This is a genomic window from Stenotrophomonas sp. TWI377, assembly GCF_039674525.1.
In the GTDB taxonomy this organism is placed as follows: Bacteria; Pseudomonadota; Gammaproteobacteria; order Xanthomonadales; family Xanthomonadaceae; genus Stenotrophomonas.
Window position 1 is genome coordinate 108,453 of sequence record NZ_JBDJNT010000014.1, and the last position, 11,907, is coordinate 120,359.

Sequence of the window (11,907 nt, forward strand, 5' to 3'; positions counted from 1 at the left end):
GGGCTGGCGTTGCGACCCATGGCCGGCACTACCAATCCATCCGGATGAAGCGATATATTATCTTCGCGTGATGTCCCTGTGTGATGCAAGTCCCATTGGGGTGGTTATCAGCAGATAGCCGTTGGCGATCTGCGCCGGACCCGGATGTCCGGCACGCTCCTTCCCCTGCCTGTCCCTGTGTTTCCGGAGAGTTGTCCATGTCGTTCCGCGCCATTCTGTTTGCCCTGGTCCTGGCCACCAGCGGCTGTGCCACTGCCGCCCCGGCCGCCAAGCCGACCCCGCCCGCCACCGCCACGGCCACCCTGCAGGGCGACGCCGCGCGCCCGGATGCCGCCGCCGGCTGGGTCCGCAGCGAGCTGTACTTCGGCGTGGGCGAAGAAACCGGCGTGGCCGACCGCCCGCAGACCGAGGGCATCAGTGACGCGCAGTGGCGCGCCTTCCTCGACAAGGACGTCACGCCGCGCTTCCCGGACGGCCTGACCGTGTTCGACGCCTACGGCCAGTGGCTGTTCCGCGGTGCGCCCGAGCCGAATCGCCTGCGCACCAAGGTGCTGGTGGTCCTGCACGAGAACACCCCGCAGCGCCGCGCCGATATCGAAGCGATCCGGCTGGCGTGGAAGCAGGCGACCGGGCACCAATCGGTGCTGTGGGCACAGCAGGCGGTTGAAGTATCGTTCTGAGCCAGGGCGCCGCGGTGGCGCTGCACGGAGCGATGATGAAACACAGGGATGCGATGCTGGCCGCGCTGTTGTTGGGCCTGGCGGCAACGTGCGCGCACGCGCAGGATGCCGACCAAGCCCGGCTTCAGCTGGAGGTGGCCGCCGGCGTGCAGGCGCAGGCGACGCTGCAGGACGGCGGCGGCATCGCTGTCGTGCTGGCACCATCGGGCAAGCGTCAGGTGCTGCCGGGCGTGGCCGATGCGGATGGCAACGTGCGCCTGTCGGCGGAGGACGTCGATTTCGATGGCCACCCGGAGCTGGTGGCGCGTGCCTCGGTCGGCATGGTCAACGAAGCGGTGGCGGTGTATCGCTTTGATCCGGCGCGACAGCAACTGGTCGCATTGGAGCCGATCTCCACAGAAGGCGCGCAATGCGGTGGCCTGATGGGCCTGACCGTGGATGCAACGACGCGCACCCTGAGCAGCAGCTGCCGCGGTGGCCCGATGTGGTACGTGGACCAGTACCGCTACGACGGTGCGCGCCTGTATCTGTACCGCGCCGAGCGCCTGCTGATGCTCGACGATGTGCTCGAGCCTTACGTGTTCATCAAGCAGACCGCCGACAGCGGTCCGCTGGCGGTCTGGAGCACCTTTGATCCTGACGGCAACGTGCTGGAGACCGCCATCGACGATGGCCTGGAGACGCCGCGTGCCGGGTCGCCGCTGCGGCGCATTTCCGGTCATGTGATGGTGGCGCGGCTGCCCCTGTACAGCCAGCCCGGTGATGCCACGACCCAGCGGTATCTGGTACGCGATGACCGCGTGGAACTGCTTGATGAGCGCGATGGCTGGGTGCAGGTGCGTTATGACAATCCCACGCGGGGCGCGGTGCTGGGCTGGGTGAACACGCAGCCGTGATCGCGCGCTGCCACGGATAAACCTACATGAGTGTCACTTGCCCGGGACTAGGCTGACCCTTCCCCCTCGTCGTGGAAGCATGTCATGAGCAAGCGCGTTGCCGAGATCGTGGTTGAAACCCTGCAGGCCGCCGGTGTCCGTCACTGTTACGGCATCGTCGGCGATACCCTCAACTACGTCACCGATGCCATCCACCACAGCGAGATCGAGTGGGTGCACATGCGCCATGAGGAAGTGGCCGCATTTGCCGCCGGTGCCGAGTCGTTGATCAGCGGGCAGCTCACCGCCTGCGCCGGCTCGTGCGGCCCCGGTGGCCTGCATTTCATCAACGGCGTGTTCGAGACCAACCGCAACCGCGCACCGATGGTGCTGATCGCCAGCCAGGTGGTCACCGCCGAACTGGGTATGGAGTTCCCGCAGGAAGTCGATTTCAAGGCGGTGTATGGCAGCTGCAGTGTGTTCTGCGAACAGGTACAGAGCGCCGAGCAGGCGCGCCGCGTAGTGACCCTTGCCTGCCAGGCGGCGATCAGCCGCCGCGGGGTGGCGGTGGTGATTCTGCCCGCCGACATCAGCGAAGCCGAGGTCAAGCACGATGTGCCGTTCTCGGTGCACTACACCCAGCCGGTGTTGCGCCCCTCGGACGACGAACTGCAGCGCATCGCCGCGCTGATCGGCGAGGGCAAGCGGATCGGCATCTACGCCGGCGCTGGCTGCGAGCATGCGCACGATGCGCTGGTCGCCCTCGGCGCCCGGCTCAAGGCGCCGATCGCGCATACCTCGCGCGCGAAGGATTTCGTGGAGTACGACAACCCGTACAACATGGGCATGACCGGCATCTTCGGCATCGAATCCGGGTATCACACGCTGATGGCCTGCGACACGCTGCTGCTGCTCGGTGCGGACTTCGCGTGGGGCCAGTACTACCCGGACAAGGCCACGCTGATCCAGGTGGATCGCGATGGCAGCCATCTTGGCCGCCGTCACCCGGTGAACCTGGGCGTGGTGGGCGATATCGGCCCGACCCTGGAGGCGCTGCTGCCGTTGCTGCCCGAGCGCGAGGACCGCAGCTTCCTGGACGAATGCCAGGAGCATCGCGAAAAGGCGCTGGCCACGCGGGCCAAGGAAGAGCAGCCGGGCGAGGGTGAGCTGATCCACCCGCAGCACCTGACGGCACTGATCGACCGGCATGCCGCCGACGATGCCTTGTTCACCGCTGACGGCGGCTCGCCGATGGTCTGGATCCTGCGCCATATCCGCGTCAATGGTCGCCGCCGCACGCTGACCAGCCTGCTGCACGGCACGATGGCCAACGCGATGCCGCAGGCGCTGGGCCTGCAGAAGGCCTACCCGGGCCGGCAGGTGATCTCGCTGTCCGGTGATGGTGGCCTGGCGATGCTGCTCGGCGACCTGCTCACCGCCGTGCAGGAAAACCTGCCGATCAAGGTGGTGGTCTACAACAACAGCTCGCTGAACTTCGTGGAGCTGGAGCAGAAGGTCGAAGGCCTGCTGGACAACTACACCGACCTGAAAAACCCCGATTTCGGCCGGCTGGCCGAGGTGATCGGCTTCTACGGGCGCACGGTCACGCGCTCGGAAGACCTGGAGCAGGCCGTGCAGGACATCCTGGCCCATCCCGGCCCGGCGCTGCTGGACGTGCACACCAGCCCGACCGAACTGGTGATGCCGCCGCAGGTGGAAGCCAAGCAGGTGGCCGGTACTGCCCTGTACGCCGCCAAGGCGCTGCTGAGCGGGCGGGTCGGGGATGTGCGGGACCTGCTGGCCAACAACTTCCTCAACAAGCCCTGATCCTCACGCCATGGGGTAGTGCCGGCCGCTGGCCGGCTCCCGCCATTGCATGGAGCATCCCGAGGGAGCCGGCCAGCGGCCGGCACTACCGCACGGTGACGCGTTCCATCGGCGGACGTTTCCCGGCGTTCCATTCATGCGCCTGTTACTGGGGGCGGGGAGGCCCTACCATCGGCTACCCCCTCCCCACGGCCGCCCTGCGCATGTCCGCCACTGCTCCCGTCCCCACCGGACGCCCCCGCTGGTTCGTTGCCGGCGATCTCAACGGCTTCTTCGGTCTGGTGGTCGACAATCTGTCGATCCTCGGCTTCATCGCGATGGCGCTGGTCGGCATCTTCCAGTTCCCGGCCGATGTGGTGTTCGGCCGCATGTTCCCGGGCACCGCCTTTGGCGTGCTGGTCGGCAACGTGCTCTACACGTGGATGGCCCGGCGCCTGGCGGCGCGCACCGGCCGTGACGATGTCACCGCGATGCCGCTCGGCCTGGATGCGCCGACCAGCATCGGCATGGCGCTGCTGGTGCTCGGCCCGGCCTTCCTCGCCTTCAAAGGGCAGGGCTTGGCACCGCACGATGCCGCCATCGCCACCTGGCAGCTGGGCATGGCCTCGCTGGTGATCATGGGCGTGCTGAAGGTGATCCTGTCGTTCTTCGGCGAAGCGGTCACCCGCGCACTGCCGCGTGCCTCGCTGCTCGGCTCCATCGCCGGTATCGCGATCGTGCTGATGGGCTTTCTGCCGCTGCTGGAAACGCTGCGCTCGCCGATCGTCGGCTTCGTCACGCTGGGCCTGCTGCTGTACGTGCTGATCGCCAAGCGCACGCTGCCGATCCGCGCCCCCGGCGTGCTGGTCGCGTTCGTGTTCGGCACGATCCTGTATTACGGCCTCGGGCTTGCCGGGCTGGGCGCACCGGGCTTCAAGGTGCCCGAGTGGGTGCCGCCGCAGGTGGTGCTGCCGTGGCCGACGCTGGGCTTCATCGACGGCCTGCCGACCGCGATCACCTACCTGCCGCTGCTGCTGCCGTTCGGCCTGCTGATGGTGGTGGGCGGCATCAACGTCTCGGAGAGCGCGCGCGCGGCCGGTGACGATTACCGCACCCGCGACATCCTGCTGGTGGAAGCCATCGCCACGCTGGTGGCGGGCTTCTGCGGCGGTGTAGCGCAGACCACGCCGTACATCGGCCAGCCGGCCTACAAGCACATGGGCGCACGCAGCGGTTACACGCTGCTGACGGGCCTGTTCGTCGGCATCGGCGGCATGCTGGGCGTGATCTCCGGGCTGGTGCAGTGGCTACCGCTGGCCGTGCTGGCACCGATCATCGTGTACGTGGCGATCGACATCACCACCCAGGCCTTCCAGGCCACGCCGCGCGAGCACGCCGGCGCGATGGTGCTGGGCTTCCTGCCCTCGGTGGCGTACCTGCTGGCGATCAAGGCCCCGGGCTGGATCGCACCGGAACAGCTGGCGGCGATGACCTCCACCCTGGACGGGCATGGCCTGCCGGAGCTGGCGGTGATCTTTACCCTGGGCAATGGCTTCATCATCACCTCGATGCTGTGGATCGCGGCGGTGGTGGCGATGATCGACGGGAAGCTGCTGCGCGCCTCCGGATTCCTGCTGGTGGCTGCGGCGCTGACGCTGTTCGGCCTGATCCACTCGGTGGACCCCCGCGGTGGGATCTACCTGCCGTGGCAGTTGGAAGGACTGCCGAAGATCATCAGCTGGCAGTTCACCGGCGCCTATGTGGCGCTGGCCGGGTTGCTGGCGCTGTTGTCGCTGCAGAAGCAGCCTGCGGAGCGGACGTAACGCCCCGGTAGTGCCGGCCGCTGGCCGGCTGCTTTTCCTTGCGCTCACGACCCACGGTCGTGAGCTACCGAATGGGCCGGTCCGCTGCGGAGCCGGCCAGCGGCCGGCACTACCGGCTCACGACCAAACCTGCGCTCACGACCAACGGTCGTGAGCTACCGGGTGGCAACGGTCGTGAGCTACCGGGTGGCAACGGTCGTGAGCTACCGGGTGGCAACGGTCGTGAGCTACCGGGTGGCAACAGTCGTGAGCTACCGGTGGAGGCGGGCCGGCGAGGGATCACGCTTCGCCATCCAGCTCGGGGTAGTGCCGGAAGATGCCGTTGGTGTTGAACGCCAGGCGCCGTTCGGAGGCGAGATAGGCGGCGATGTTGGGCCGGGTTTCCACCCGGTCCTTCAATGCACGCAGGTGTGGCAGCGTCGACCACAGCGCCTGCATGCGGCGCGGGAACATGTACTCCAGCCCGCTCAGCAGCTGGAACAGGGAGAGATCCACGTACGAATGCTCCCGCAGCGGGTGCCGCCCGCCGTTGTGCTTGAGCACGTTCTCGAAATAGCCCAGGAACTTGGGCATGCGCTCGCCGCGCATCGACGCGGCGCGCGCGTTGGCTTCGTGCTTCTGATCCTCGTAGTACGCCGACATCGCGATCGGATGGTGGGTGTCGTGGACCTCGGCGACCAGATCGGCGATGGTCAATTGCAGCTGGAGTGCCTGCTGCCGCCGTGAGCTGGCATCCGGGACGAGGCCTAGTTCCGGGCCCAGGTGGTCCAGGATCGCGCCGACCTGGGCGATCACCTGCCGGCCGGTACGCAGAAACGGGGGAGCGAATGGCTGCAGGCCTTCAACCTTGCCCTGCAGGTACGGCTGCATTACCGCATCGCCATGGACGCGCGCCATATCGGTGTAGCCCGCGCCGGCATCCTCCAGCGCCAGCCGCACGAACTCGCCGCGGCCCTGGATGCCGGTCCAGTAATACAGTTCGTAATGCATGCCGCCACTCCGTATGGAACCGGCCTCCAGCATGGCCCGTGCTGCCGAAAGCAGGCGTGAGCGCAGCGTGGTTCCCGTGCTAGGGTCGAGCGGGGATGTTGATGGGAGTACGCGATGCGGAAGTGGGTCCTGGGCATGTGCGTGGCAGTGTTGCCCGCCACGGTGGCGGCCGATCCGGTGGCACTGCACGATGGGTTCGGCTACAGCGATGCGGTGCTGCGTGCGGAACTGACCACGTTGCGTGCGATGAGCGGCGCATCCGGTCCACGCCGGCACCTCGGTGCAGCGGGCTACCATCGTGTCCGTGGCGAGCTGGCCGCTTCCAACCGTGCCGCACGCCAGTGCCTGGATGAAACCCGCGATGCACCGCCCGCGCTGCAGGGGCTGGCGTTCCTGTGCGAATCCACCCTCGCGGGCAATGCGCTGATCGAGGGTGATATCGCTGGATGGGCGCGCCTGATGCTGCGCGTGCGCGAGGACTACCAGCGCACCATCGTGCCGATGCTCCGGGCCGGCGATGAAGTACCCGATGTCACCCGGCCGGTGTTTGCGTCCTTCACCACATGGCCGCGCAGCGCGCTGCCCGCAGCCGAGCGGGCGCAGGACGTGGCGGTGCCGATCCAGTTCCGCAATGAGCTGCCCTCGGTCACCCTCACGCTGCACGGCACGCGCGAGGGCAGGCCGGTCGCCCACGAGGCCGCTTTCATCGTCGATACCGGGGCCCCGCGCTCGCACATCAGCCGCGCGCTGGCCGAGTCGCTCGGCCTGGCGGTCACCGAGGGCTTCGTGGTGTCGCGCATCGTCGAGGGCGATATCCAGCAGGCTGGCCTGGTGGCACCGATCGATATCGAGGTGGGGGGGCAGCGGGTGCGTGATGTGTCGTTCAACAGCGAGGCGGCGCGCGAGCTCAACCTGATCGGCCTGGACGTGCTGCGCGCGCTGGGACGGATCACCCTCTCGCGTGAAACGCTGACGCTGCTGGGCGCACGGACACCGGCAGCGTGCACGCGGCGGACGGTCTTCACCTCCTCGCTGTGGGGGCCCTTCCAGCAGGTCCGCTTTCCGATCCGGGGCCGCGAGAACAACCTGATGCTGGTCGATACGGGCTTCCATGGGGCCTTCCAGATGCGTGGTGCGCCGCGCTCGTCGGTGCCGGCCGCCGCGATCCAGCGCAGGAACGTGATCACCACGCGCGGTGCGGAGGACATCGAGTACGCGCCCGCCAGCACGCCACTGCAGGTCACCGATACGTTGAGCGACATTGCCGTGGATATCGCGTTCCAGCCACCGGATCTGTTCCCGTCGTCGTGGCGGATCGGCTACGGCGTCACCGGGGGCTACACCGTGGCACTGGACCTGCCCGCCGCGCTCGGCTGCCTGGTCCCGCAGCCGGCCGAACCATCGCTCCTGGCCCGTCCACCGACGGCCTGACGAACCCTGAATCGGCATCTCATCCACCCTTGAAACACGCCCCCGTAACCGCATTTCAGGGACAGTGCTGGCACGGCCAGCCCCGTTTACATCGAGGACAAGAACATGCGGATGGACAAGCTCACCTCGCGTTTCCAGCAGGCGCTGGCCGACGCGCAGTCGTTGGCCGTGGGCCGCGACCACAACATCATCGAACCGGTGCACGTGTTCAGCGCGCTGCTGGACCAGCAGGGCGGCAGCACGCGCCCGCTGCTGGCCCAGGCCGGCGTCAACGTGCCGGTATTGCGCGAACGCTTGAATGAAACCCTGGAGGCCCTGCCCAAGGTCTCCGGGCAGGAAGGCAACCTGTCGATCGGCAACGATCTGAACCGGCTGCTCAACAACACCGACAAGCTGGCCCAGCAGCACGGCGATGCCTTCATCGCCAGCGAGTGGTTCGTGCTGGCTGCGGTGGACGATGGCGGCACCCTGGGCATGGCGCTGCGCGCCGCCGGTGCCGACAGGAAGAAGATCGAGACCGCGATCGACAAGGTCCGCGGCGGCGAGACCGTGCAGTCGGAAAACGCCGAAGACCAGCGCCAGGCGCTGGAGAAGTACACCATCGACCTGACCGCGCGGGCCGAGAGCGGCAAGCTGGATCCGGTGATCGGCCGCGATGAGGAAATCCGTCGCACCATCCAGGTCCTGCAGCGCCGCACCAAGAACAACCCGGTGCTGATCGGCGAACCCGGCGTGGGCAAGACCGCCATCGTGGAAGGCCTGGCCCAGCGCATCATCAACGACGAAGTGCCCGAAGGCCTGCGTGGCAAGCGCGTGCTCTCGCTGGACATGGGCGCGCTGATCGCCGGCGCCAAGTTCCGCGGTGAGTTCGAAGAGCGCCTCAAGGGCGTGCTCAACGACCTGGCCAAGAGCGAAGGGCAGGTGATCCTGTTCATCGACGAGCTGCACACCATGGTCGGTGCGGGCAAGGCCGATGGCGCGATGGACGCCGGCAACATGCTCAAGCCGGCGCTCGCGCGCGGTGAACTGCACTGCGTCGGTGCGACCACCCTGGACGAATACCGCAAGTACATCGAAAAGGATGCTGCGCTGGAACGCCGCTTCCAGAAGGTGCTGGTCGGCGAGCCGAGCGTGGAAGACACCATCGCGATCCTGCGCGGGCTGAAGGAAAAGTACGCCGTGCACCATGGCGTGGAAATCACCGACCCGGCGATCGTCGCGGCGGCCACGCTCTCGCACCGTTACATCGCCGACCGCCAGCTGCCCGACAAGGCCATCGACCTGATGGACGAGGCCGCCTCGCGCATCCGCATGGAGATCGACTCCAAGCCGGAAGAGCTGGACCGCCTGGAACGGCGCCTGATCCAGCTCAAGATCCAGCGTGAAATGCTCAAGAAGGAGAAGGACGATGCCTCCCGGCAGCGCCTGGCCGATCTTGAAAACGACATCGATACGCTGGAGCGCGAGTTCTCCGACCTCAACGAAATCTGGAAGTCGGAGAAGGCAACGCTGCAGGGCGCGACGCGGATCAAGGAACAGATCGAACAGGCCAAGCTGGAGCTGGAATCGGCGCAGCGCCGCCAGGATTTCGGCCGCATGAGCGAGATCCAGTACGGGCAGCTGCCGCAGCTGGAGAAGCAGCTCGCGGCCGCGCAGGAAGTGGAAACCAGCGAGTTCAAGCTGGTGCAGGATCGGGTCACCGCCGAAGAAATCGCCGAAGTGGTCTCGCGTTGGACCGGCATCCCGGTCAATCGCATGCTGGAAGGCGAGCGCGACAAGCTGCTGCGCATGGAAGACATGCTGCACAACCGCGTGGTTGGCCAGGAAGAGGCGATCAAGGTGGTCTCCGATGCGGTGCGGCGCTCGCGTGCGGGCCTGTCCGATCCGGATCGCCCGAGCGGCTCGTTCCTGTTCCTGGGGCCGACCGGCGTGGGCAAGACTGAACTGTGCAAGGCGCTGGCCGAATTCCTGTTCGACAGCAGCGACGCGATGATCCGCATCGACATGAGCGAGTTCATGGAGAAGCACAGCGTCGCGCGCCTGATCGGTGCGCCCCCGGGGTATGTGGGCTACGAAGAAGGCGGCTACCTCACCGAGGCGGTGCGCCGTCGCCCGTACTCGCTGATCCTGCTGGACGAAGTGGAGAAGGCGCATCCGGATGTGTTCAACATCCTGCTGCAGGTGCTCGACGACGGTCGCCTGACCGATGGCCAGGGCCGCACGGTGGACTTCCGCAACACCGTCATCGTGATGACCTCCAACCTGGGCTCGCACCAGATCCAGGACATGAGCAGCGATGACAGCCCGGAGGCCTACACGCAGATGAAGGCGGCGGTGATGGGGGTGGTGCAGGCGCACTTCCGCCCGGAATTCATCAACCGCCTGGACGACATCGTCGTGTTCCATCCGCTGGACAAGGTGCAGATCAAGCAGATCGCCCGCATCCAGATGCAGGGGCTGGAAAAGCGCCTGGCCGAGCGTGGCCTGCGTATCGAGGTCAGCGACGAGGCCTTCCAGCTGCTGGGCAACGTCGGTTTCGATCCGGTCTACGGCGCCCGCCCGCTCAAGCGTGCGATCCAGTCGCAGCTGGAGAACCCGCTGGCGCAGAAGATCCTCTCCGGCGAGTTCCTCAACGGCGATGTGATCCGGGTCGATGCGGCCGAAGGCAAGCTGGTGTTCGTGAAGGGCTGAGCCCCGCGCGCACCGGCGGCCTGATAACCGTTGGGCCTCACGCCATGCATGTTTGGCATGAACCCCCGCTTCGGCGGGGGTTTTTTGTTCGGTATCGTCGGCATTCACCTGGAGACGATGCGCTATGTCCGAACACGGCAGTCCCGAATCACAGTGGCGCGCGGAGACCATCGCGGTGCATGGCGGTTACCGGCCTGACCCCACCACCCGCGCGGTGGCGGTGCCGATCTACCAGACCGTGGCCTACGCCTTCGATGACACCCAGCATGGCGCGGACCTGTTCGACCTGAAGGTGCCGGGCAACATCTACACCCGCATCATGAACCCGACCACCGATGTGCTGGAGCAGCGCATCGCGGCGCTCGAAGGTGGCATCGGTGCGCTCGCACTGGCCTCGGGCCAGGCCGCGATCACCTACGCGATCCAGACCATCGCCGAGGCCGGCGACAACATCGTCTCGGCCAGTGCCCTGTACGGCGGCACCTACAACCTGTTCGCGCACACGCTGCCGCAGTTCGGGATCGACACGCGCTTTGCCGACTACCGCGATCCGCAGGCGTTCGGCGCGCTGATCGATGACCGCACCAAGGCCGTGTTCGTCGAATCCATCGGCAACCCGCGTGGCAACATCACCGACATCGAAGCGGTGGCGAAGATCGCGCATGCACATGGCGTGCCGCTGATCGTGGACAACACGGTGGCGACACCGTACCTGCAGCGCTCGTTCGATTTTGGCGCGGACATCGTCGTGCATTCGCTGACCAAGTACCTCGGGGGCCATGGCACCAGCCTGGGCGGGGCGATCGTGGATTCCGGGCGCTTCCCCTGGGCGGAGCACAAGCAGCGCTTCCGCCGCTTGAACGAGCCGGACGTGAGCTACCACGGCGTGGTCTACACAGACGCACTCGGGCCGGCCGCCTACATCGGCCGCGCGCGGGTGGTTCCGCTGCGCAATACCGGCGCTGCGATCTCACCGTTCAATTCCTTCCTGATCCTGCAGGGCATCGAGACGCTGGCACTGCGGCTGGACCGCATCAACGCCAACACCCTGGCGGTTGCCAGGCACCTGCAGGGCCATGCCAAGGTGGCGTGGGTCAACTACGCCGCGCTGCCCGACCACCCCGAGCATGCGCTGGTGCAGAAGTACCTGCGCGGCCACGGCTCCGGCGTGCTGACCTTTGGCCTGCCCGGTGGGCGCGCTGCCGGCGCGCGCTTCCTGGATGCACTGCAGCTGTTCACCCGCCTGGTGAACCTCGGGGATGCCAAATCCCTGGCCACGCATCCCGCCTCGACCACGCACCGGCAGCTGGATGCGGCCGAACTGGAGAAGGCGGGGGTCAGCGAAGACACCGTGCGTTTGTCGGTGGGCATCGAGCACATCGACGACCTGCTGGCGGATCTGGAGCAGGCGTTGGCCAAGGCGTAGTGGCAGGCCCCACGGCGGCCGGTGCGGGCCGGCCGCCGTGGGGGTCTTGCCATGGCGCCATGGAATTCTCCGGCATGGGGGTAGAGCCACGCCAAGCGTGGCTGCGCGGCGCCCGAAGAAGAAGCACCCACGCCTGGCGTGGCTCGACCGGCCGGGGTAGGATCGGCTGACCATCCCCCCACAGC

Annotated in this window: 8 protein-coding genes; 7 read left to right on the plus strand and 1 reads right to left on the minus strand. The window is 67.1% G+C overall.

The window, feature by feature from the left end:
- Positions 1 to 197: 197 nt before the first annotated feature.
- The 4 genes from ABE546_RS13220 (at position 198) to ABE546_RS13235 (ending at position 5,184) form a co-directional block, all read left to right on the plus strand.
- Positions 198 to 680, plus strand: coding sequence for a DUF3574 domain-containing protein (locus ABE546_RS13220; protein ID WP_313212528.1), 483 nt, complete (start codon positions 198 to 200; stop codon positions 678 to 680).
- A gap of 35 nt (positions 681 to 715) precedes the next feature.
- Positions 716 to 1,576, plus strand: a complete 861-nt coding sequence (locus tag ABE546_RS13225) for an SH3 domain-containing protein (protein ID WP_346464012.1) — start codon at positions 716 to 718, stop codon at positions 1,574 to 1,576.
- A gap of 84 nt (positions 1,577 to 1,660) precedes the next feature.
- Positions 1,661 to 3,382, plus strand: a complete 1,722-nt coding sequence (locus ABE546_RS13230) for a thiamine pyrophosphate-dependent enzyme (RefSeq protein ID WP_313212526.1) — start codon at positions 1,661 to 1,663, stop codon at positions 3,380 to 3,382.
- Positions 3,383 to 3,585: 203 nt separating this feature from the next.
- Positions 3,586 to 5,184 (plus strand): hypothetical protein, encoded by a 1,599-nt coding sequence (locus ABE546_RS13235; protein ID WP_313212525.1) that lies wholly within the window; start codon positions 3,586 to 3,588, stop codon positions 5,182 to 5,184.
- Positions 5,185 to 5,463: 279 nt separating this feature from the next.
- On the opposite strand, the gene ABE546_RS13240 is transcribed toward ABE546_RS13235, so the two are convergent.
- Complete coding sequence (locus ABE546_RS13240; protein WP_346464013.1) at positions 5,464 to 6,174, minus strand: glutathione S-transferase; 711 nt, start codon at positions 6,172 to 6,174, stop codon at positions 5,464 to 5,466.
- Between the two features lie 114 nt (positions 6,175 to 6,288).
- Here ABE546_RS13240 and ABE546_RS13245 point away from each other — a divergent pair, with 114 nt between their 5' ends.
- The 3 genes from ABE546_RS13245 to ABE546_RS13255 all read left to right on the plus strand — a co-directional run bounded on the left by ABE546_RS13245 (position 6,289) and on the right by ABE546_RS13255 (position 11,722).
- Positions 6,289 to 7,605 carry a retropepsin-like aspartic protease gene (locus ABE546_RS13245; protein ID WP_346464014.1) on the plus strand — a complete coding sequence of 439 codons (1,317 nt, stop codon included), beginning with the start codon at positions 6,289 to 6,291 and terminating at the stop codon, positions 7,603 to 7,605.
- A 105-nt stretch (positions 7,606 to 7,710) separates the two neighbouring features.
- Positions 7,711 to 10,296, plus strand: a complete 2,586-nt coding sequence (gene clpB / locus ABE546_RS13250) for an ATP-dependent chaperone ClpB (protein ID WP_346464015.1) — start codon at positions 7,711 to 7,713, stop codon at positions 10,294 to 10,296.
- Between the two features lie 124 nt (positions 10,297 to 10,420).
- Positions 10,421 to 11,722, plus strand: coding sequence for an aminotransferase class I/II-fold pyridoxal phosphate-dependent enzyme (locus ABE546_RS13255; RefSeq protein ID WP_313212521.1), 1,302 nt, complete (start codon positions 10,421 to 10,423; stop codon positions 11,720 to 11,722).
- Positions 11,723 to 11,907 lie beyond the last annotated feature (185 nt).

What these genes read in the sequence shown, in the direction of transcription:
- ABE546_RS13220 (WP_313212528.1), top strand. Translation starts at nt 198, where the DNA reads ATGTCGTTCCGCGCCATTCTGTTTGCCCTGGTCCTGGCCACCAGCGGC.
- ABE546_RS13225 (WP_346464012.1), top strand. Translation starts at nt 716, where the DNA reads ATGAAACACAGGGATGCGATGCTGGCCGCGCTGTTGTTGGGCCTGGCG.
- ABE546_RS13230 (WP_313212526.1), top strand. Translation starts at nt 1,661, where the DNA reads ATGAGCAAGCGCGTTGCCGAGATCGTGGTTGAAACCCTGCAGGCCGCC.
- ABE546_RS13235 (WP_313212525.1), top strand. Translation starts at nt 3,586, where the DNA reads ATGTCCGCCACTGCTCCCGTCCCCACCGGACGCCCCCGCTGGTTCGTT.
- ABE546_RS13240 (WP_346464013.1), bottom strand. Translation starts at nt 6,174, where the DNA reads ATGCATTACGAACTGTATTACTGGACCGGCATCCAGGGCCGCGGCGAG.
- ABE546_RS13245 (WP_346464014.1), top strand. Translation starts at nt 6,289, where the DNA reads ATGCGGAAGTGGGTCCTGGGCATGTGCGTGGCAGTGTTGCCCGCCACG.
- clpB (WP_346464015.1), top strand. Translation starts at nt 7,711, where the DNA reads ATGCGGATGGACAAGCTCACCTCGCGTTTCCAGCAGGCGCTGGCCGAC.
- ABE546_RS13255 (WP_313212521.1), top strand. Translation starts at nt 10,421, where the DNA reads ATGTCCGAACACGGCAGTCCCGAATCACAGTGGCGCGCGGAGACCATC.